Annotated in this window: 16 protein-coding genes; 10 read left to right on the forward strand and 6 right to left on the reverse strand. The window is 67.3% G+C overall.

Features of this window, described 5'->3' with window-relative positions:
• Positions 1–15: 15 nt before the first annotated feature.
• The 3 genes from ACIPJI_RS07750 to ACIPJI_RS07760 all read right to left on the reverse strand — a co-directional run bounded on the left by ACIPJI_RS07750 (position 16) and on the right by ACIPJI_RS07760 (position 1,656).
• The gene (locus tag ACIPJI_RS07750; RefSeq protein ID WP_307707902.1) at positions 16–492 is read right to left on the reverse strand and encodes a succinate dehydrogenase hydrophobic membrane anchor subunit; all 477 of its coding nucleotides are present in this window, start codon (positions 490–492) and stop codon (positions 16–18) included.
• 8 nt (positions 493–500) lie between these two features.
• On the reverse strand, positions 501–881 hold the full coding sequence (sdhC, locus tag ACIPJI_RS07755) for a succinate dehydrogenase, cytochrome b556 subunit (protein ID WP_005313117.1): 381 nt from the start codon (positions 879–881) through the stop codon (positions 501–503).
• A gap of 169 nt (positions 882–1,050) precedes the next feature.
• Entirely contained in the window at positions 1,051–1,656 is a 606-nt protein-coding gene (locus tag ACIPJI_RS07760) for a 2-oxo-4-hydroxy-4-carboxy-5-ureidoimidazoline decarboxylase (protein ID WP_402245775.1), read from the reverse strand.
• Positions 1,657–1,850: 194 nt separating this feature from the next.
• On the opposite strand from ACIPJI_RS07760, the gene ACIPJI_RS07765 reads away from it, so the two are divergent.
• A complete protein-coding gene (locus ACIPJI_RS07765) occupies positions 1,851–3,458 on the forward strand; it encodes a glycoside hydrolase family 20 protein (protein ID WP_402245032.1) in 1,608 nt (535 codons plus the stop codon).
• A gap of 351 nt (positions 3,459–3,809) precedes the next feature.
• Entirely contained in the window at positions 3,810–4,376 is a 567-nt protein-coding gene (locus tag ACIPJI_RS07770; RefSeq protein WP_402245034.1) for a hypothetical protein, read from the forward strand.
• 86 nt (positions 4,377–4,462) lie between these two features.
• Here the strand turns inward: ACIPJI_RS07770 and ACIPJI_RS07775 are convergent, their stop codons facing one another.
• Both ACIPJI_RS07775 and ACIPJI_RS07780 read right to left on the reverse strand, forming a co-directional pair.
• Positions 4,463–6,073: an N-acetylmuramoyl-L-alanine amidase gene (locus tag ACIPJI_RS07775; protein WP_402245036.1), complete on the reverse strand. Its 1,611-nt coding sequence runs from the start codon at positions 6,071–6,073 to the stop codon at positions 4,463–4,465.
• Between the two features lie 43 nt (positions 6,074–6,116).
• On the reverse strand, positions 6,117–6,710 hold the full coding sequence (locus tag ACIPJI_RS07780) for a hypothetical protein (protein ID WP_356620643.1): 594 nt from the start codon (positions 6,708–6,710) through the stop codon (positions 6,117–6,119).
• A 1,347-nt stretch (positions 6,711–8,057) separates the two neighbouring features.
• Here ACIPJI_RS07780 and ACIPJI_RS07785 point away from each other — a divergent pair.
• The 7 genes from ACIPJI_RS07785 to ACIPJI_RS07815 all read left to right on the forward strand — a co-directional run bounded on the left by ACIPJI_RS07785 (position 8,058) and on the right by ACIPJI_RS07815 (position 19,457).
• Positions 8,058–16,217 carry a DNRLRE domain-containing protein gene (locus tag ACIPJI_RS07785; RefSeq protein WP_402245777.1) on the forward strand — a complete coding sequence of 2,720 codons (8,160 nt, stop codon included), beginning with the start codon at positions 8,058–8,060 and terminating at the stop codon, positions 16,215–16,217.
• 233 nt (positions 16,218–16,450) lie between these two features.
• Positions 16,451–17,389, forward strand: a complete 939-nt coding sequence (locus ACIPJI_RS07790; RefSeq protein ID WP_402245037.1) for a DUF6881 domain-containing protein — start codon at positions 16,451–16,453, stop codon at positions 17,387–17,389.
• A gap of 175 nt (positions 17,390–17,564) precedes the next feature.
• Positions 17,565–17,705, forward strand: a complete 141-nt coding sequence (locus ACIPJI_RS07795; RefSeq protein ID WP_402245039.1) for a hypothetical protein — start codon at positions 17,565–17,567, stop codon at positions 17,703–17,705.
• Entirely contained in the window at positions 17,702–17,974 is a 273-nt protein-coding gene (locus tag ACIPJI_RS07800; RefSeq protein ID WP_402245041.1) for a hypothetical protein, read from the forward strand. Before ACIPJI_RS07795 ends, ACIPJI_RS07800 begins: the two co-directional genes overlap by 4 nt.
• A 139-nt stretch (positions 17,975–18,113) precedes the next feature.
• Complete coding sequence (locus ACIPJI_RS07805; RefSeq protein WP_402245043.1) at positions 18,114–18,287, forward strand: hypothetical protein; 174 nt, start codon at positions 18,114–18,116, stop codon at positions 18,285–18,287.
• Between the two features lie 18 nt (positions 18,288–18,305).
• Positions 18,306–18,707, forward strand: a complete 402-nt coding sequence (locus tag ACIPJI_RS07810; RefSeq protein ID WP_402245045.1) for a hypothetical protein — start codon at positions 18,306–18,308, stop codon at positions 18,705–18,707.
• 222 nt (positions 18,708–18,929) lie between these two features.
• Entirely contained in the window at positions 18,930–19,457 is a 528-nt protein-coding gene (locus ACIPJI_RS07815; RefSeq protein ID WP_402245046.1) for an SMI1/KNR4 family protein, read from the forward strand.
• A 568-nt stretch (positions 19,458–20,025) separates the two neighbouring features.
• On the opposite strand, the gene lepB is transcribed toward ACIPJI_RS07815, so the two are convergent.
• Positions 20,026–20,694, reverse strand: coding sequence for a signal peptidase I (gene lepB / locus ACIPJI_RS07820; RefSeq protein WP_402245048.1), 669 nt, complete (start codon positions 20,692–20,694; stop codon positions 20,026–20,028).
• 204 nt (positions 20,695–20,898) lie between these two features.
• Here lepB and ACIPJI_RS07825 point away from each other — a divergent pair, with 204 nt between their 5' ends.
• Complete coding sequence (locus tag ACIPJI_RS07825; protein WP_402245050.1) at positions 20,899–21,414, forward strand: SMI1/KNR4 family protein; 516 nt, start codon at positions 20,899–20,901, stop codon at positions 21,412–21,414.
• Positions 21,415–21,481 lie beyond the last annotated feature (67 nt).

Here is a 21,481-nt window from a genome sequence, read left to right on the forward strand (position 1 = left end):
ACCTCAGCCCCGTGCCTAGCGGATGTTCGGGTCGAAGGTGAAGATCACCAGCGTGCCCAGAAGGATGGTGAACACCGTGGCGGTGTACAGCAGGCCCTTGAGCCACAGGCGCGTGTTCGGACGCTCCGCGTAGTCGTTGATGACGGTGCGGAGGCCGTTGGCGCCGTGCAGCATGGCAAGCCACAGCATCAGCAGGTCCCAGGTCTGCCAGAACGGGGACGCCCAGCGGCCGGCCACGAAGGCGAAGCCGATCTTGGAGACGCCGCCGTCGAGCACCAGCTGGATCAGCAGGTGGCCGATGACCAGGACGACGAGGACCACACCGGACAGGCGCATGAACAGCCATGCGGCCATCTCGAAGTTGCCGCGGGTCGAGCGCGGGGTCTTCTTGGTGCGCTTGCGGGGGGCCTCGATGAGCGGGGCCGGGTTGTCCACGTCGTAGACGTGCGCTCCCTCGACGGGACCGACGGCGGAAGTGGTGTCAGCGGACATTTCTGGCCTCAGCTCCCGAAGACTTCGCGGACGGCGTGGCCGAGCACGGGGTAAAGGGCGCCCACCATCAGCACGAACCAGATGGCCATGACGGACCAGAGCATCTGCTTCTGGTAGCGCGGGCCCTTGGACCAGAAGTCCACGGCGATGACGCGCAGGCCGTTGAGCGCGTGGAAGAGAATCGCGGCGACCAGGCCGTATTCGAGTAGCGCGACGATCGGCGTCTTGTAGGTGGCGACAACCTCGTCGTACGCCTCGGGGGAGACGCGGACGAGAGCGGTGTCCAGCACGTGTACGAACAGGAAGAAGAAGATGAGGACGCCGGTGACTCGATGAGCCACCCAGGACCACATTCCTTCCCGGCCGCGGTACAGCGTTCCAGCCGGCACGGAAGAACCCTCCGGGAGCGGGGATTGGGGCCATGCCGGCTTGTGGGTGTCGGTCTGGCCCGGCCGGGTACGGTCCACCGGCCCCGGCCATCGTAGCGACGTGTTGTCGGTTCGTTCGCCCGGGGGCCACCGGTGTGATCAAACAGGCAATCAATCAGCCTCGTACGGACTAAGCCGCGGACTCCTCGGAGGCGCCCGCGACGTCGCTTTCCGGATGGTTGGCCACTACATGTGCCAGCCGTGACCGGGCCAGGGCGCGCAATTCCTCCGCGGAGATGGCGCGCTCCTCGTCCGGTTCGTGGGACAGTCTGCTCCGGATACCGGCCAGTACCTGATCGAGATACTCGTCGGGCCGGTATCCGTCGAGGCAGGTGACGAACGCATGTCCGAATCTGCTCTCGTAGGCGGCGAGCGCGGCGGCAAGCGCGGTGTGGGCGGCCTGCGGGGCGCTCGGCGGCAGTCCGGTGGACGACTCGCCGGCCAGGGCCTCGTGCACATCGGCGGGCGTGAGGTCGTATCCGGCCTCGTCGCAGGCGGCGAGGAGGGACTCGAGATCGGGGTACGGGCGGTGTGCGGCCACGCGCCAGGCCCATCGGTGGCTGCCGCAGCAGGCGAGGACGATCGCTTCCGCCTCGTCGGCCGGGGCGGTGTTGAAGTGCTCGAGCCCCGGCTCCGCGCGACGCTGGGACGGTATGGCAGAAGGGGCGCCCGCGCCCCGGGTGTGGTGGAGTGTCGGCGGTCGCTTCGGGGAGCCGGCGTGGGAATCGCTGGACAGCGGGGACTCCTCGAACGGGACAGCGGGGCGGCAGGGAAGGGAGAGAAGGGTGTGTCGTAACGGTATCGACCTGGACGCGAGGGTGTCCGACGGATACGCGAACTTCACCCGGACGGGAGAGTTTGACCGTAAGTAATGGATGCAGGAGGGGGTGCTTCTACGGGGTTTCGCCACTTATGGGAGGTATCAGAACGATGTGGCTCTCTCGCAGGACCCGGCTCGCCGGTGTGTCGGCAGCCTCGGCCGCCGTCTTCTCGATGACGCTCGCCGGCTGTTCCGACGACGGCTCCGGTGAATCCGGCAGCGCACCGCCCGACCGGGTCGGAACGACATCCGGGGCCGCCGCCCCCAGCCCGACGCCCAGCCCCACCCGCAGCTACGCGCTCTCCGAAGCGCCGGCCACGATTCCCTCCGTACGGAGCCACCAGGCCGCCCGCGGCCCCGGGTGGAGCAGGACCGCCGACAGCGGGGTCGTCGTCGCGAAGGGCAGCGAGGAGCTCTCCGACGAGGGCCGGCTGCTCGCCCAGGAGCTGAAGCTCACCTATCGGGGCACCGTCGCCGCCGGACCGGGCGACGTGGAACTGGCACTCGCCGGGAACGGCGCCGCGGAGTCGTACACGCTGACCACCAGCGGCGGGAAGGTCCGCATCACCGGGCCGGACGAGGCCGGGGTCTTCTACGGCACCCGGACCCTGAAGCAGTCCGTGCGCTCCGGCGGATCGATGCCCGAGGGCGTCGTACGCGACCGGCCCGACCGCCCCCAGCGCGGACTGAACCTCGACATCGCGCGCAAGCACTTCACCGCCGGGTGGATCGAGGACCGGCTGCGGGAGATGGCCGACCTCAAGCTCAACCAGCTCGGGCTGCACTTCTCCGACGACCAGGCCTTCCGCATCGAGTCCGACTCGCACCCCGAGGTGGTCTCCGAGCAGCACCTCACCAAGGACGAGGTCCGCCGGATCCTGGCGCTCGCCGAGCGGCTCCACATCACCGTCGTCGGCGAGATCGACTCCCCGGGACACCTGGGCGCCGTGATGCGGGCGCACCCCCAGCTCCAGCTGCGCAACACGCAGGGTGTGCCCCGGCAGGGCGCCATCGACATCTCCAAGCCCGAATCGGCCCGCATCGTCGACGACCTGCTGCGTGAGTACACGGCGCTCTTCCCCGGGGCGTGGTTCCACGTCGGCGCCGACGAGTACCAGGCCCTCACGGTGAGCAACCCGCAGGCCTCCTACCCGCAGCTCGCGCAGGCCGCCCGCCAGAAGTACGGCGACGGCGCAACCATCCAGGATCTCGCGGAGGGCTGGCTGAACGACCGGGCCGCGGTGGTACGCGAGGCGAAGAAGATCCCCAAGGCGTGGAACGACGGCTTCTTCAGCGGCGGGGCGGTCACCGCCGACAAGGGCATCGAGGTCGAGTACTGGACGGGCAAGGAGATCGGGGCCCGCCCGCCGCAGGAGTATCTGGCAGAGGGCCGCCGCGTGGTGAACCTCAACGACGAGTTCCTCTACTACGTGCTCGGCGAGCCCAACCAGTTCACCTACCCGACGGGCCGCCGCATCTACGAGCAGTGGACGCCGCTGGTGCTGCGCGGTACGGAGCCCGTACCGGAGAAGTACTCGGACCAGATCCTGGGCGGCCGCTTCGCGGTCTGGTGCGACCTGGCCAACTCCCAGACCCAGGACCAGGTCGCGGCCGGTATCCGCCGCCCGCTCCAGGCGACGGCCCAGAAGCTGTGGGACCCGCGGCAGCCGTCGCGGAGCTGGGAGTCCTTCGAGTCGCTGGCGCAGAAGCTGAGCTGACCGGCGCGGACTCCTGGACGGCGGCCGTCCCGCGGACATATGTTCCGCGGGCGGCCGCCGTTCGTGGCGGCCGCGTGGCTTGTGCGACACATCCTGGGGCCGCGGACGGTCGCGGTGTGAGGCCACCCGGGGGCGTGCGGCCTCACACCGCGGTCCGCGAGGCCGGGCCAACAGCCGTGCGGGCGGGCCCTGTTCCTGTGGAGGGAAAGTAACAGAGGCGTGGCGTATATGTGTGCGTACGGATCGAGCCGACGGTAACGTTCTGGCCACGGAGTGACGCAATCGCGCCAACGGACGCAGTAGAGACAAGTACAAGGGCTAGTACTGCGTCCGCGACGGAAGGCGTCCCGCATGACCTCCAAGAGCCTGACGGTACTCATCGCACAGGCGGATGAGCGTGGCCTGGCCGCGAGCGGGCTCGCGTGCCTCGACCGCTGTCTGCCGCTGCTCGCGGTGGAGGACGACACGCTGCGTCCGCTCTGGGCGGGGCTCGCCGGAGGTGAGGAGGAGTGGGCCGGCGCGCTCGCGGCAGCGCGGCAGGCCATGGAGACCACGCCGCCGGGCGACGAAGACGCCGCCCTCGTACGGGGGATGCTCGGCGCGGCCCCCTCCGACTGGGCCGTGGCGTCCCTGCGCGAGTGGGCCGACGGCTGCTCCGTCACCGCCCTCGAGGTGCACCGGCGTTTCGACATGGGCGACTGCGCGGCCGAGAGCATCGAGCGCTGCCGCGAGGGCGAAGGCGAGCCGGACGGCGTCGGTCCCCTGGTCGAGGGGGAGTTGCGGCGCCAGGCCCAGGTGCTGGAGATCCTCGCGGAGCCGCCCGGCGGCAACGGCCTGCGCCACGCGCTCGAAGTGTCGACGGAAGGACGCCGCATCCTGCGCGCGGCGGTCTCGCGCCGGGCGCGCGTCACGGGCTGAGGCGGCGGGCCGCCCGGCCGGGGCGCCGGGCACGCGGAACGGCCGCCCCCACCACGAGGGCGGGAAGCGGCCGTCGAGGCGGTCGGTCAGTGCGCGTACACCGACGAACCCGCCGTGCGGCGGATCTCCGGCAGCGCCGAGTAGAGCGTGGCACCCGGGCAGAGCGTGGCGAAGCCGTCGCGATGTCCGGAGACGGTGTTGAGCGTGGCCTGTTCGCCGTTCTTGTAGACGCCCGTGTCGCCGGCCGCGGTGAGCGTCACCTTTGCCTCGGGGTCGACTCCGTGCAGGCCGAGCTTCCACGCGGCGATGTCGGCGATGGCCTGCTTGGCCGCGGGGGTCGGCGTACCGCCGTTCTCGTAGTCGCCGAGGAGCGAGACGCCGGACGAGTAGCCGTTGAAGCCGTATGTGTGGGCTCCGCGCACCGGCTTGTCCACGCCACCCGCGCGGCCCTCGAAGACCGTTCCGCACTTGTCGACGAAGAAGTTGTAGCCGATGTCGTTCCAGCCGTTCGTCTTCACGTGGTACGTGAGGATCGCGCGGATGATGGCGGGCGACTCGGCGCAGTCGTAGCTGTTCGTGCCGGCGGTGTGGTGGACGAAGACCGCGTCGACCTTGCTCAGGTACGAGGGAGGGTCGGCGACGAGCGACTCGTCGGCGCCCCAGGCCGCGCGGCTGACGATCGGTGGCACGGATGGTGTCGTGGCGGTGGTACTCGGGCTGGTGCCGGGCTCCGGGTCGCTGCTCGGCTCCACGGAGGTCTGTGTGGGCGACGGTTCGGGAGAGCCGGCCGGCGGGGGCGTCGGTTCCGTGCTCGCCGTCGGCACGGCCGGGTCCTCGCTCGGGGACGGAGGAGGGGTCGACGGTTCAAAGGACGGCGCCGGCGGCGACGAGTCGCCGGGCTCGGCGGTGGTCGGGGCCGTGCTCGGCCCGGGCAGCGACGGATCGCTGGACTCCGGCGGTGAGCTCGGGGTCGGCTCGAGGCTCGGTGAGGGCGGCGGGGAGCTTGTGTCGCCGGAACCGCCGGTCGGGGTCGCCGCGGGCGTGCCGGGCTCGGTGGTGGCGGGAGTGGTCGAGGGCGCCGGCGTCGGCGTCGGCGTCGGCGCCGGCTTGCGGGTGGTGGTCCGCTGCGGCTGCACCACGCCGCGCCCCGGCTTGACGGTCTGCGTGGCGTCCTTGCCCGCCACGCCAGGGTCGATCATGTCGAGCCGCAGTGCGTCGGGGACCGCGGTCTCCTCGCCGCCGGCCACGACCCGCGCCTCGACGGCGTCCGAGGCGCCGACCCACAACGGTTCGGAGGCGCCGCGTACGCCGGACGCGCTGCCTTCACCGGTCTCCGGTGCCCGGACATCGAATTCGAGATCACGCCACTCGGACCAGGCTCCGCCGTCCGCGGCGCGTGTGCGTATCTGGGCCGTGCCCTCGAAGTCGTCGAGGCTGTCCTCCCAGGAAACGCCCACCAGGGAGAACAACTGCGTCTCCGTGCGGCCGAGTTCGCGCTTCTTCGGGTCCTTGCCGTCCAGCGCCAGCGTGTGGGCCTTCACGGGGCGGGAGTTGTCGTCGCCGCCGGTGTTCCCGGAGCCGCCGGTGACGGCCACGGCCGTCACGCCCGTGCCCGCCAGGACCACTGCCCCGGCTGCCAGCCAGACGGTGCGCGGTGCTCTTCTCGCCCGCCGCGCGCGGGTCCCTCTCGGATTCATGCCCATCCTCGTAAACCTCGTACGCGCATCGTGTGCGCGATGGTCAGTTGTCGGCGGCGGGCAATTCGCCCGCGCAGGTGGCACGGCCGAACTCGCCCATGGCCGTGGCCCGTTGGACGTGATTGCCGCGGATCGCGAGCGTGCAGGACGCCTGGCCGCCCTTCTCGCCGAGGACGATGGCGATGGTCGGCGGCTTGCCCAGGGGCACCTGGACGGTCTTCTTCCACGGAAGCTCGGCATCCCGGACGACGGTCGCCGTGCCGTCCTCGCTGCGGGCGAGGTACGAGATCTCGACCGGGCCCTCGCCCGTGACCTCGTACGTCACCGCGGCGGTCGGCACAGGCGGGGGCTTCGGCTTCTCCTCGGTGTCGAGCACGCCGTAGCCGACGAGGCCGCCGCAGGCGAGCAGCAGGACGGCTGCGATCGCCACTCCGGCCCGGCCGCCGCCGGCGCCCTGCTTCGGGCTCTCGTCCACCGTCCCGGTGTCCGGCGTTCGCTCCGTGTTCGCTTCCGCGTGAGCCTTTTCCGCGCCGGTCGTCTCCGCGCCGGTCGTCTCCGCTTCAGCGGTTTCCGTGACCGGCGTCTCGTCGGACTTGGCCTCCGGCTCTGCGCTTTCCGTGGATTCCTTGGATGACATGAGCGGGGCTCGGCTTTCGGTTAGTCGGCTGCATCGGATGACGTCGAACCGGGCGGTTATACACCATGGGCGGCACGCCGCGCGAGCGACCGGTCAAAAGGGGCGAAGCGACTGGCGATCCTGCGCGTTGCCCTGAATGTCCGTGCGCTTGACGTGGCGTCACTCCGATGATCAATAATCCCCTGCCGCGCTCGTGAGCTGGGCAGATCCTCACTCACATGCAGATGAGCGGCACGGATTCAGGCTGCATCGGAAATCCCCGATGGGGCTTACTCGGCGTGCCGCTTTTCCGTGTGCGGACCCCTTCCGCGTGCGGGAATTCGGCCCGCAGTGCGGAAAGGTAATGACGTGAAAGTTCCATTCAGGAGATATATCTCCTGTTTGGTGGTGTCGGCGGTGGCGGGAACGCTGCTGCCGCAGGTCGCATATGCGGCCCCGTCGTCAGGGCCCGAAAAGGACGACGACAAGGGCGTTGTCGACACCATAGCGGGCTGGTTCTCGGACGAGGACGAGAAGGAGGACCCGAAGCCTCCGGTCGGTGGAAAGCTCGAGATACCGAGCCGGGAGAAGCTCCCGAAGGGCCAGAAGCTGCCGCCGGCGCAGCGGGTCAAGGAGCTGACGGAACGGCGCACGCCGCAGGCGCGGTTCTGGCGGATGTCGGACGGGCGGGTGGAGGCCGAGCTGTCGGCGAAGCCCGTGTCGTACCGGTCGGGTTCGTCGTGGAAGCCGATCGACACGACGGTGCGCGCGTCGGACACGAAGGGCTTCGACTTCGCGAACACGACGAACACCGGCCGCAGCTGGTTCGGTTCGGACGCCTCGAAGCTGGTGCGTTTCGAGACGGCCTCCGGCCAGGCGGTCGTGCTCGGTCTGGAAGGTGCGGCCAAGGGTGTCGCGCCGTCCGCGAAGGGTGACACGGTCACCTACAAGGGCCTGGCGTCCGGTGCGGATGTGTCGTACCAGGTGGGTGCGGGCCGGGTGAAGGAGAACATCACCCTGGCCGAAGCGCCGAAGACGCCGGTGAAGTTCGTCTTCACGCTGGACGCCGGCGAGCTGGAGCCGAAGGAGCGGGCCGACGGTTCGATCGCCCTGTTCGGCGAGGACCCGGCGAACCCGGTGCTGGTGATTCCGCCGGCGTTCATGACGGATGCGAAGAAGGACAAGGCGTCCCCGTACGGCACGTCCTACAGCGCGAAGGTGTCGCAGGAACTGTCCCGGCACGGCAAGCAGTGGCGGCTGACCGTCACTCCCGATGCCACGTGGCTGGCGGCGCCGGATCGGCAGTACCCGGTGGTGATCGACCCGACGATCACGATCGCGCCGTCGCCGACCCAGTCGCAGGACGTCATGGTCCGCTCGGACGCGCCGACGACGAACTTCAACAGCACATGGGACATGTCGGCGGGCAAGACCAGCAGCACGGGCATCGCCCGGTCGCTGATCAAGTTCCCGCTGGACGAGATCCCGGCCGGTTCGAAGATCGACACCGCGCAGCTGTCGATGTACTTCGACCAGGTCCACACCTCCGGTTCGACGAACGTCGACGTGGAGGTCCGCCGGGCGACCGGCGCGTGGGACGAGACCACGGCGACGTGGGAGAAGACCAGCACGTTCGTCGGCGAGCAGTCGGCGACCACGGTCCTGATGGACGACGGTGACACGGGTACGGCCGCGGTCGGTGAGTGGCCGCGGGTGACCGGCACCGGCCACGCGAGCGACTACGCGTACAACAAGAACACCGCGACCGGTGAGTCGTACACCTGGCAGCCGATGGTCCCCGAGGCCGCCGACTACAAGGTCGAGGTCCACACCCCGGTGCAGGCGGACGGCGCGACGGCCGCCCCGTACACGGTGACGTCGGCCGAGCCGGCCGCGAACTTCACGGTCAACCAGGCCACCGGGACGACCGGTTGGCGTCAGCTCGGCACCGCGCAGATCAACTTCGCCAAGGGCAACACCGGCAAGATCGTCCTCGGCGACACCGGTGACTCCACGAAGCGGACCATCGCCGACGGGGTCCGGCTGGTCAACCCGGCGCAGATCCGCAAGGACATCGGCGAGTACAACGAGTGGCACAACTTCCGGGTCGGCGACACCGTCCAGAAGTGGGTCTCGGGCACCTCGCCCAACTACGGCTTCGTGATCAAGGCCGTCGACGAGTCCTCCACCGCGCCGCTCGGCGGTCCGCAGTACGAGGCCGGGGACTACGACTACGGCGGCGAGACGTCCACCATCCCGCGCCTGACGGTCACCTTCGGCAAGGTCGGCACCTCGCTGGACTCGCCGACCGTCGTGCACGGCACCGGTCCGGAGCTGTCCTGGGCTGCGTACAAGAACACCACCGGTGACACCAACCTCGACATCGTCGAGTACCAGCTGCACCGCTCCACGCAGCAAGTGTTCACCCCCTCCGCCGCGACGCTGGTCGCGCCGATCGCCAAGACGGCGACCACCTACACCGACACCACCGCGGTCCCGACCCCGGACTCCAGCAGCGCGGAGATCGGCAAGTCGTACTACTACCAGATCGCGGTCAAGACGGCTGACGGCCAGGTGCTGGGCTCCCCGACCCGCGTGGTCGGCGTCCCCAAGGCCGGCCGCACCATGCGGCTCATCCAGGCCGGCGCCGGTGTCACCGACACCACGCTGTCCTCGGCCAAGCCGACGACCAACCTGAACACCATCGAGCAGGGCACGGTCGGCCAGGACTGGCTGACGGTCGGCAACAACTCGGGCACCTACGGCAAGACCCGTTCGGTGATCAAGTGGCCCACCACCACGATCCCGACCACCGCGACGGTGCTCGAGAGCCGGGTCTTCCTGTGGTCCACGCTCACCGAGCGCACCACCACGACCAAGGCCCAGTACAACCTGCACGGACTGACTCGGGACTTCACCGAGACCCAGGCCACCTGGAACAACGCCAACTCCACCACCGCGTGGACCACGGCGGGCGGTGACCACTCCTCGGTCGTTTCCGACTACGTGCCGGCCTTCAACACCGACCTCGGCCGTCACTGGTGGGACGCCACGTCCCTCACCCAGAGCTGGGTCAAGACGCCCACCAGCAACAAGGGCACCCTGATCAAGCTGAAGGACGAGTCCACGGCCGGCCCGCAGGAACGCTCCATCTTCCTGTCCTCCGCCGCGCCCGACCCCCAGCTGCGCCCGCTGCTGCGCGTGATCTACGTCGACTCCACCACGGAGGACACGTACTACGCGCCCACCACCCCGGCCCGGATGACCCCGAACACCACCTACACGGTGGAGTTCACGGTCACCAACACCACGTCCTCGGCGTGGGCCGCGGGTGAGCGCGAGCTCTCCTACACCTGGAAGCTCCCCGACGGCACGGACGTGACCACCGGCGGCAACCAGCTGGAGACCCCGATCCCGGCCCTGCTGCCGGGCAAGTCGGCCACCATCCAGGCCAAGGTCGCCACCCCGATCAACTCCGACTCGGGCAACAAGCGCAACGAGTACGTGCTCGGCTGGGACGTCCGCAAGATCGCCGACGGCACCTGGCTGTCCGCCGGCACCGGCGGCATTCCCTCGCTGAAGCAGAACGTGGCGGTGGAGGACCCGACGTCGAACACGCTGGGTCTGGAGAAGTTCTACAGCTACACGGGCAAGAACACCGGCGCCGGTTCGAGCTTCATGAACAACCTGGCGTCCGGCAACGGCGTGTGGCAGTACAACGCCATCAACAACCCGGGTCGCGGCCTCAACACCTTCGCGCGTCTGGCCTACAACACCCTGGACACCTCGGACACCGTCCTCGGACACGGCTGGTCGGCGCAGGTCTCCGGCCCGACGCGCCTCGGCGCGCCGCTGGACTTCCACCCGAATCCGAACCCCACCGAGGTCCGGCTTCCCGACGGTGACGGCACCACGCACGTCTTCCGCTGGGACAGCGTCAACAGCGTGTGGAAGGCGCCTGCGGGCGTCCACTTCAAGCTCACGAAGAAGTCGGGCCTGGACTGCAAGCCGACCGCGGACCCGGTCCCGGACGCCTGGACGCTCACGCGCCCCGACGGCACGCGGTTCCTGTTCGGCTGCGACGGCTATATGACGTCCGCGGTCGACAACGACGGCAACACGCAGACGTTCACGTACGAGGAGCGCAAGTCCAACAACAAGCCGACCAAGTTCCTGACGTACATCACGGACCCGGCCGGCCGTCAGACCCTCACCCTCGAGTACTACAAGAAGGGTGACGCGTCCTACCAGTACATCGACGACACGGGCGCGAAGGTCTCCGGCACCAACCTGACCAATTCGAAGATCTACGACCACGTGAAGTCCATGACGGACATCTCGGGCCGGAAGATCACGTTCTACTACACCACGAAGGGTCTGCTCGGTCAGATCATCGACGGTGAGTCCTGGTCGCAGCCGAAGGTGTTCAAGTTCACCTACGACGCCACGCAAGGCAACAAGAACGTCAAGCTGGTCAAGGCGACCGACCCGCGGGGCAACGCGACCTCCCTCGCTTACTACGCACCGCAGGTGGGCGACGACCCGAAGTACCACTGGTGGACCAAGACGATCACCGATCGCCGGAACTTCGCCACGAACTTCGCGTACAAGCCCAATGTCCTGAACACGAAGTTCACCGACACCAAGGTCACCGACGCCGAGTCGCGCGCCACGGACCACGTCCTGGACGACTTCGCGCGCCCGGTGCAGATGACGAACGCCAAGTCGCAGACCACCAAGCTGAGCTGGGACGCGGACAACAACGTCGTCTACATGGAGCAGGCCAACGGCGCCAAGACCGCGTCCTGCTACGACCCGAAGACGGGCTACCCGCTGCGGACGTGGGACGCGGAGGTCACCAAGTCCTGGTCGCAGTTCAACCCGACGGACTACTGCAACCCGGCTTCCTACCCGGCCAATGCGACGAAGTTCGAGTACACGACGCGGATCGACGGCTACTCCGCCGACCTGTGGCGCAAGACCTCGCCGCTCGGCAACATCTGGGAGTTCGGATACGACCAGTTCGGCAACCAGACGTCCGTGACGGACCCGGAGGGCGTCGCCTCGGCGACGGCCGGTGACTACACCGCCACCACCGAGTACGACGCGTACGGCCAGCCCACCAAGCAGACCGACGCGAACGGCCACGCCACCACGTACTTCGGCTTCGGCCCGCACGGCTACCCGACGAAGATCACGGACGCGCTGAACAACTCCACGAACTTCGTCTACGACGAGCGCGGCAACACCAAGGAGGTCATCAACGCCAAGGGCGCCAAGGTCACCCAGTCCTACGACTACTTCGGCCGCCCGCTGGAGCAGAAGCAGCCGAAGGACCAGGCAGCAGGCGTCTACATCACCACCCCGGCGCCCGAGTACGACGCCAACAACAACCTGCTGAAGGTCTTCACGCCGAGCGGCGCCGAGTCGTCCTCGGTGTACGACGCGGCCGACCAGGTCACCGACTCGCTCGCGCCGAAGGACGTCACGACGGATCCCGAGCGGCGTACGACCACGACGTACGACAAGGTCGGCAACGTCAAGACCGTCACCGAGCCCAAGGGCAACCTGACGGCCACGGTCGGCGACTACACCACGACCTACACGTACGACGAGATCTACCAGCCCGTCTCGGTGGTCAATGCCAAGGGCGACAAGGTCTCCAGCGAGTACGACAACGTCGGCAACGTGGTCACGGTCATCGACCCGAAGAAGAACGCGACAGCGGACACCGCCGACTTCACCACCACGTACACCTATGACCTGAACCACCGGGTCACGAAGACGACGGACGCGGCCGGCAAGTTCACGACGGTCGAGTACGACCTCGACGGCCGCTCGCCGAAGGCGACGGACGCCGAGGGCAACACGAGCGAGACGGTCTTCGACCGGCGCGGCCTGGTCAAGGAGATCAAGGTCCCGTACTCGAAGGACGGCTCCGGTGTCATCACGTACCGGACGACCCGCTTCGAGTACGACGAGGTCGGAAACCAGACGAAGGAGATCAGCCCGCGCGGCGTCGAGACCACCGACGACGCGACCGACTTCACATCGGAGACGGTGTACGACGAGCTGAACCGGGTCAAGGAGCAGCTGCGCCCCTTCGACAAGGACAACGCGAAGTACGCCACCCCGGACAAGACCTTCTTCTTCTACGACACGGTCGGTCAGCTGGAGCGTGTCTCCGCGCCGCCGTCGCAGGGGCAGACGGTCCGCAACGACACCGAGTACACCTACTACGACAACGGGTGGACGAAGTCCGCGAAGGACCCGTTCGAGATCACCACGTCGTACGACTACAACGCGCTCGGCCAGCAGACCAAGAACACGCTGACCTCGGCCGGCGGCTCGTCGCAGCGCACGATGACGTGGGACTTCTACCCGTCGGGCAACCAGAAGTCGCGCTCCGACGACGGCATCCCGGTCGGCAACCAGGTCGTGGTCGTCGACTCCAGCGACGTCCACAACACAGCGGCGCAGGGCAGCTGGGGCGCGTCGCAGGCCATGGGCCAGTGGGGCTACGACGTCCGCACCCACCCCAAGGGCACTGGCACGGACTCGTTCACCTGGCAGCTGAACATCCCGCAGAACGGCACGTACGAGGTCTTCGTCCGGCACGGTGCCGTGACCGGCGCGGCGACCAACGCCCCGTTCAAGATCACCCACGCGGGCGGTGAGGTCACCAAGCCGGTGAACCAGACCACCCGTTCCGGTGAGTGGGTCTCGCTGGGCTCGTACTCCTTCACGGAGTCCGGCACCCAGAAGGTCACGCTGACCGACAACGCCGACGGCACGGTCGTCGCCGACGGTCTCAAGCTCGTCCGCTCCAACACGGGCGAGACCGACAACGAGAAGAAGGACTTCACCTACCGGTACGACGTCAACGGTCTGCTGGCCGAGGTCAAGGACCTCTCGCCGGGCGCGAAGGCCGACGCGTATGCGATGACCTACGACGATCTCAACCAGCTCACGAAGGTCGAGGAGAAGCTCGGCACGACGGTCAAGAACACGACCGCGCTGGCCTACGACGTCAACGGCAACCCGGTCGAGACCACGCACGACGTGACGTGGTCGAAGGCCGAGTACGACGTCCGCGACATGATCAACAAGATCACGAACGCGGACTCGCCGACGGCGGGTAACCAGCAGATCAGCACGTTCACCTACACCGACCGCGGTCAGCCGCTGAAGCAGACGAAGCCGAACGGGAACACCGTCGACTACGCCTACTGGCTCAACGGCGCGGTCAAGTCGCAGGTGGAGAAGAAGAGCACCGGCACCGTCGTCGCCTCGCACGACCTGGAGTACGACCCGAACGGGAACCGCTCCAAGGACACGTCCAAGGTCATGAACGCCGACAACGCGGCGGACTACCTGGACACCGTCTCGACGTTCGTCTACGACCCGCAGGACCGGATCGACACGGTCACCAAGACCGGTGACGCGGCGGGTACGGAGAAGTACACGTACGACGGCAACTCCAACATCGTCGAGCAGACGGTGGGCACTGTCACGTCGACGTCGACGTACGACCGCAACCGTCTGCTGAAGACGGCTGGGGGCGGTGTGGCCGCCACGTACAACTACGACCCGCTGGGCCGCCTGGACACTGTGTCCTCGAACGGGTCGGTGCAGGAGAAGTACACGTACGACGGCTTCGACCGGATCGCCAAGCACACGGCGGGTACGGGTGCGGCGGCGAAGACGACGTCGTACGTGTACGACGCGTTCGACCGTACGGCGCAGGAGACCACGTCCGGGACGGGCGGGAAGACCACGCTCTTCACGTACTTGGGCATGGAGTCGAAGGTGCTGCGGGAGGAGGTCGCCGGCAAGGCGACCAAGTCCTACCAGTACTCGCCGTGGGGCCAGAAGCTGACCCAGATCAAGCACAACACCGATGCGACAAAGGAGTACTCGCAGTTCCTCTACCACCCGAAGGGTGATGTGGAGGCGATCACCAAGGCCGACGGCAACACCCGGGCCACGTACGGTTATTCGGCGTACGGCTCCGACGACGAGAAGCAGTTCACCGGCGCGGACAAGCCGGACGCTGCGAATCCGGACAAGGAGCAGTACAACGACTACCGCTACAACGCGGCACGTCACGACGACGGCTCCGGCACCTATGACATGGGCTTCCGGAACTACGACCCGGGCCTGAACCGGTTCCTGACGCGTGACATGTACGGCGGCGCGCTGGACGACATGGGCCTGGCGACCGACCCGTACACCGGCAACCGGTACGCGTTCGCCGGCGGCAACCCGATCTCCTTCGTGGAGCTCGACGGTCACCTCTTCGGCTTCGACGTCTCGCTCTCGGACGTGGGCCACGCAGCCCTGGACGTGGCGGGCATGGTGCCGGTGATCGGCGAGGTCGCGGACGTCGCCAACGGCATCTGGTACGCGGCCGAGGGCAACTACGCGGACGCGGCCCTGTCGATGGCGGCAGCGATCCCGGGCATCGGCGCGGCGGCGACGGCGGCCAAGTACGCGAAGAAGGGCGCGAAGGCCGCGGACGCGGTGAAGGGCGGCAAGAACGCCCCGAAGCCCAAGCCTGCGGCGAAGCCCAATGCGTCCAAGCCCAAGCCCAAGTCGGAGAAGGGCACGCACCGGAAGGCCTCCGGCAAGAAGGAAAAGACGAGCTGCAAGACGAACAGCTTCGTCCCCGGCACGCAGGTGTTGATGGCCGACGGGTCCACGAAGAACATCGAGGACCTGAAGGAGGGCGAGTACGTCCTGGCCTCCGACCCGGAGACCGGCGACCTGCAGATCCGCGAGATCACCGACACCCGTAACCACAGCGGTGTCAAGCACCTGATCACCCTCACCGTCGACCCCGACGGCAAGGACGGTGATGCGAAGCCGGAGACCATCACGGCCACGGACGAGCACCCGTTCTGGTTGCCGGACTTCGGTAAGTGGGTAAACGCGGAGGACCTCGAGCCCGGCATGTGGCTCCAGACCTCCGCCGGCACCTGGGTCCAGATCACCGCGATCGATGACGCTCATCGAAGTGAGCGTGTCCACAACCTCACAGTCGAGGGCGTCCACACGTATTTCGTGGCCGCTGGTGAGGCGTCGGCTCTCGTACACAATTGCCCGTCCATCGATCGGAAGGACGTAGAGCACCTCTACGAGAGGGCGAAATCTGTCTATAACGCCAGCGGTGGTGGCAACGCCACGGTTGCCGTCGCGCGGGTCTGGAACAAGAACGCGAAGAAGTATGAGGACTGGGTGGCGACCCACAACCCCGACCTGCCGGCGACGGTGAAGAATAATCTCCGGCCTGGCGAGGAGTACAAATTCGGGGAAGGGCATGCGGAGGCAACGATTGTTGGGGCACTCGGGGACAATTACGACCTTCTCGGAATTGCCTCCAGTACCCGCATGTGCCCCGGATGCTTCGATGCGGTGAGGGGGGTGCCCGGCATGGTTCAGACCACCGTCGGTCAGGGCCGAGCGGCTCTTCCTACCTATACGGGATGGCGGACCGCAGTGAATCGCAACTTCTGGTCCGGGTCGTAGGACAGCAGGACCTCTAGGGCGTTGACTCAGCCTCTCTCCTGGGCTGACGCCATCAGGTGTGGGTCGGATCGGCGGTCGCCGGTCCGGCCCACACCAGCACATGGGGCAGGAAATCGCATGTGGTGATAAACTTCAGCGATTTGCGCAGCCGGTATAGAGTCCAACCAGAGTGTAAGGTGACACGGTAGATGCAGAAATTGGCCGCGGATCACGGAGTGTACAGCCTGATTCGCATGCTGCCACTGCTGGATGCGTTGCAATCGCCTATTGAGGCCGCAGTGAGGAACGTTGTGGAAGCGTCCTTGTCGGGAGCCCCGGTTCCTGATGAGGTGTTGATAACTCTCGACGACTACCGTGAGGCATCCGTTGATGTACGCGATGTCGAGAGCCCGGTGTATCTGCAGTCAGAAATGGCAACCGCTGCGATCAATGCCAGCGAGGCCCAATGGCCGAGGTACTACCTGGCGACCACCCGCGCGGACCTGAGCGCGGAGTCGTTGTGGCAGTCGTTCGACGCGTGCCTGGCGCGGGCGAGGGGAGTCTCCGCTCTCACGCTGTCCGGCTCTGCCTTTGCCCAGGAGGAGCGTTCCTGGCAGGCGGCCGATGCCCAGGCCATCGAGCGCAGCGAAACGGACCCTTCGGCGCTCTCCCACCATCTGGAGCTGTTGAGGAGCAAGTTCCCGGAGGCACGGAGGGTGCTGGCCGAGCTTGTCGCGGAGTTCGGATGGAAGACGCCGAGCGGGCCGTGTGGTGACTCCTGCGACTGGCCTTCGTGTGGCGGTGAAACGCCCGAATGCGTGCGTCATCGCCGGTTCCAGCAGACACTCGCCGCTGAGTTGCGCCGAAGGCAAGGGGCGGAACCGAAGGCCTGGTTCGTGCAGGTGTCGTACTCGTCGGCTCGCGGAAGCGATGAACCTTTCGAGACCATCAGCGAGATCAGCTCCGAAGGATTCGAGGTGCGCAAGTTGGCCTACTACGACGACGAGCGCGTGGAGTGGGCAGACGCGAGCGGCGGCAACGGGAGGCTCGTGCTCGACAAGGATCCGATGCCTCCCTTCGTGGAGTTCTGCGCCCAGGACGGTCTCTCAGTCGAGGAGATCAGCCGACAGGACTTCGAGGCATGGTGGATCGAGGCCAGACAGAACCCCATCAGGTCGTTCTTCCCCGAGTAGGCTCGCCAAGTCCAAGCCCCCCGATGGTGGCACCTCTGGCGGATCGAAGAGAGGCGACAGGCGCCACGATGTGGGCTGGTTTGCTCCGTCACCCAGCGGCCCATAGTGCGGGCCGCTCCGCTGGCAGCGTCTTCGCAAGGAGGACGGCAACGCCCGCGCCACGTACGGTTATTCGGTGTACGGCTCCGACGACGAGAAGCAGTTCACCGGCGCGGACAAGCCGGACGCTGCGAATCCGGACAAGGAGCAGTACAACGACTACCGCTACAACGCGGCACGTCGCGACGACGGCTCCGGCACCTATGACATGGGGTGATCGGCGAGGTCGCGGACGTCGCCAACGGCATCTGGTACGCGGCCGAGGGCAACTACGCGGACGCGGCCCTGTCGATGGCGGCAGCGATCCCGGGCATCGGCGCGGCGGCGACGGCAGCCAAACAATTTCGGCCGCAGCGGCTTCAGCTAGTTTTAGTCGCCTATGTTCCCAAGTGCCTGATGAGCTTGTGTCGGAAATATTGGCGCCAATGGGCGAGGTTGACTTCGGGGGATAGAGGTGGCCTCGCCCGGGCCATCGAATCTTCATGAGTGAAACGCTTATTGCGGACATCGGTCCAGCGATGGAATTCAGGAGACCTTGGTGTAACAGGGAAGGCTTCTCAGGTGTGAGCGTTTCCGGAGTGTCCTCGGAGGATCTTGCCTACTTGGATGGGATGCCTTCGTTGAAGTGGCTGAATGGAAGCAGTTGGTCCTCTCCGTGAAAAAGCCTTTCCCAGATGTTCTTCGTGCCGCCCTGGCGGTGCGTTACTTGTTCGGCACGCCGAAGCCCGTCCCGGCGCTGAAGGACAGGTACCTCGAGAAAAGGCTCGGGATCGTCGTCAACTATGTTTGTGACGACTGATGTGCGGAGGAGTGAAGAATGGCTTTCGAGTGCGGCGCCCTCGGCGAGTCGGGAGGGCGATCTCCACGGGAGGCGCTGAACGTTCTTCTGACTCACCTGCGCGACGAGGATGTGGACGTCTCCAGCGGTGAGGTGAACGAGGGAGAGGGCTGGGCGAGCAGCACGGTACGTATTTCCCGCCCTGCCGAACCGGTCCTCGAGCAGTACGTCCAAGTGAGCGTCGGGGGTGAGATTCTCGAAATCTTCCTCGAGGAAGCACGTTCCGCATTGGGAGAAGATGCCACCCGCGGCAAGGATCTGATGTTGACCACTATTCTCAGTGGGGTGACGGATCCTGTGTTCAATGACCGCCTCATGGCTTACGCCTTGACGGAATGGCACGGAATCCCTTGGGATGAGACGTCAGGGTTCCGTTCCTGAAGTCCGTGGCTGAGGTGGGAAAGATGTGGGCGTCCTGCTGGCAGGACGCCTCGGAATCGCCGGCGTCAAGGCGATGAAACGGGAAGCCCCGCCGGTCTCCGGCGGGGCTTCTCGCTGACCGTGGCCCGAGGGCCGGCGACTGGCGGGGTGGGGAGGCGGAAGCCTTCTCGTCCACGGCGGTGAACACCAGGACCGGCATCGGCTCGAAGCGCTGGAAGGGATATGAGCGTGGCAACGCTTTCAGAGATCCAAGCCCTGTTGGGCGAACCCCGGTTCAACTGGTCGGACCCGGCGCCATGGATCGAACTGGAGCGGGAGCTCGGTATCGAATTCCCCGCGGACTTCCATGAGATCGTGAACGCATACGGTTCGATCGAGATCAACGGACAGTTGTATCTGAAGCATCCCGCCGTCCATCTTCTGCACGATCTCGGAACGATGATCAGGGGAGATCTCGAGCTCTGGCGCGAGGAGGACATGGCGGAGTTCCTGCCCAGTCCGGTAGGAGCGAAGCCCGGGGAACTGATGCCGGTGGCGACGGCCACGACGGGGGAAGCCATATTCCTTCGTGTTCCCGATGATCCGTCGTCGCCCTGGCGCGTTGTTGTCCAGGAGTTCGACAGTCCGGCCTGGACTCTCTACGAGATGACGTTCGGCGAATGGTTGCTGGCTTATCTCAAGGGTAGGGACGTGACGTTGTGTTCTCGCGACCGCGCGCCTGACGGCCCGTTCTGGGAGTTCCTCCCCTGACAGTGAACGCGGTGGTATCTCCTGTCCTGGTGACCGGGGGTACCACCGACCGGCGGAGCCCCACCATCCACTGGTGGGGCTCCGTTGTGTGCGTGGGTGTGTTCGTGGTGTCTGACACGGTGGACCCCAAGCCGCTCGTGGATGTAAGCGTTGTGGTGGTCAGGGGGAGGGGGCGGTCCCGCTGCGGGGAAACGGGGAAGAAGCCGCGACCGGGGCGAAAGCGCCGGGCGCGAGAGCCGGCCTGTGGCTGCGCGCAGTGGCTGCGGGAGGTCTCTACGCCGTCGCGCTGTTCCTGCTGGTGCTGGCCCTGCCCGCCGTGGGCGCCCGGACGACCGCTACCAGCGACCCCGACACGGCCGCCGGCGCCTTTGTCTGCTCGGTCGGGTCTGTGGTGTCCCTTGCCGCCATGGCCGCCGTGGCCCGAAGGTGGCGCAGCGCCCGGGTGCTGTGTCTCGTGCACCTGGGGCTCATCATGGTCGCCTGGTCGTGTGGACGCAGGTGCCGAGCCCGTTCATCGCGCCGCGCGTTCCGTGAACAGCGGCACGCGGACGGGCCGAAGGGGCGGGGCTCAGGCCGCAGGCCACGGTGACACAGCCTCGGTCGGCCGCCGGGTACGTCGCCCGGCCACGTACGCCCCGATCCCCAGGCCCGTCCCGACCAGGGTCATCACCATGCCGAGGATGCCCAGCGCTGCTGACACCACCGGCACGGTGGAATTGTTCTGCACGCGCCCGTGCACTCCGGACGCCGCGACGCTGCCCGACTGCTCGCCGAGGAAGAAACGCGAGTCGTGCGAGTTCGCCCGGTAGTCGCCCAGCAGGAACAGCCGCCCGTCCGGCACGGTCACGTCGTATTCCCCGGCCCCGGGGTTCACTTCGCCGCGCATCACATACGGTTCGTCGACCGGTTTCCCGTTCACCGTGATCCGGCCCCCGTCGCAGCACACCACGTGATCGCCGCCGACGCCGATGACCCGCTGGAGGACCGGCCTGCCCTGATACCGGTCGGGCACATCGACGAGTACGACGTCGCCCCTGCGTATCTCGCCCGCCTCCGTCCGTTCGATGAGCAGCCGCTCGCCCGGACGGTACGTGGGCGTCATCGCCTCGCTCATGACGGTGGCGCCTTCGTAGTTCGTCCAGGTGTACCCGATGCCACCCAGCATCAGGACCAGCCCGAGTGGTACCAGCACCCAGGCCGCGACTCTCAGGCCACTTCCCGCTCTCCGCTGCCGCATGAACGCCCCTTCCTCGCCACCCGACGGCCGGGCGGCCAGCAGAGGGTAACCACCCCGTGCGTGACGGTTCTCGGTGGCCCGGCGCAGTAGCGAGTGAGCCGACTGGTCATCGGGCGGACAGAGACCCACCGATGCCGGCAGGTAGTCCCGGTCGGGTGGGCCCGGCCCGCCCGACCGCCGGTACACCGTCCACGGGAAGGATCCATGGCCAGTCTCGACCACATCAGGGCGCTGCTGGGCGAGCCGCGGTTCGGGTGGTCCGACCCGGCTCCCTGGCACCGGCTCGAGGGAGATCTCGGGATCGTGTTCCCGGACGACTTCCGTGAGTTCTGCGACGCGTACGGGCCGGTGCGGATCAACAATCAGGTGTACACCGCTCATCCGGGCGTGGCGAACGGAAACCTCGGGCGGCTGATCAGGTCGGACCTCGACGCCTGGGCGCACGCGCCGGAGGACATGGTGACCCGACCGGTGGGCACGGGCCCGGGGGAGCTGTTCCCCTGGGGGTCGGCCGCATCGGGGGAGACCATGTTCTTCCGGGTCCCCATGGACGCCTCCGAGGCGTGGTCGGTCTTCGTCCACGAGAGCGACGAAGGGGAGTTCCTGGAGTACGCCATGTCGTTCGGCGACTGGATGCTGGCGTATGTGAGGGGCGAGGACGTGGGCGTCTGCTCACGCGACTTCGCTCCTGATGGTCCGTTCTTCCAGCGCGTCGGCTGACCCATTCCTGGCGGTCGCCATCCCGTGCGTCCTCGCCCTGCCTGCTTCACCGTCGTCGACACGATCA

Source organism: Streptomyces sp. NPDC086835 (genome assembly GCF_044745705.1).
Lineage (GTDB): Bacteria > Actinomycetota > Actinomycetes > Streptomycetales > Streptomycetaceae > Streptomyces.

Coding starts and splice junctions, on each gene's coding strand:
- ACIPJI_RS07750 (WP_307707902.1), bottom strand. CDS start 492: ATGTCCGCTGACACCACTTCCGCCGTCGGTCCCGTCGAGGGAGCGCAC.
- ACIPJI_RS07765 (WP_402245032.1), top strand. CDS start 1,851: ATGTGGCTCTCTCGCAGGACCCGGCTCGCCGGTGTGTCGGCAGCCTCG.
- ACIPJI_RS07770 (WP_402245034.1), top strand. CDS start 3,810: ATGACCTCCAAGAGCCTGACGGTACTCATCGCACAGGCGGATGAGCGT.
- ACIPJI_RS07775 (WP_402245036.1), bottom strand. CDS start 6,073: ATGAATCCGAGAGGGACCCGCGCGCGGCGGGCGAGAAGAGCACCGCGC.
- ACIPJI_RS07780 (WP_356620643.1), bottom strand. CDS start 6,710: ATGTCATCCAAGGAATCCACGGAAAGCGCAGAGCCGGAGGCCAAGTCC.
- ACIPJI_RS07785 (WP_402245777.1), top strand. CDS start 8,058: ATGGTCCGCTCGGACGCGCCGACGACGAACTTCAACAGCACATGGGAC.
- ACIPJI_RS07790 (WP_402245037.1), top strand. CDS start 16,451: ATGCTGCCACTGCTGGATGCGTTGCAATCGCCTATTGAGGCCGCAGTG.
- ACIPJI_RS07810 (WP_402245045.1), top strand. CDS start 18,306: ATGGCTTTCGAGTGCGGCGCCCTCGGCGAGTCGGGAGGGCGATCTCCA.
- ACIPJI_RS07815 (WP_402245046.1), top strand. CDS start 18,930: ATGAGCGTGGCAACGCTTTCAGAGATCCAAGCCCTGTTGGGCGAACCC.
- lepB (WP_402245048.1), bottom strand. CDS start 20,694: ATGCGGCAGCGGAGAGCGGGAAGTGGCCTGAGAGTCGCGGCCTGGGTG.
- ACIPJI_RS07825 (WP_402245050.1), top strand. CDS start 20,899: ATGGCCAGTCTCGACCACATCAGGGCGCTGCTGGGCGAGCCGCGGTTC.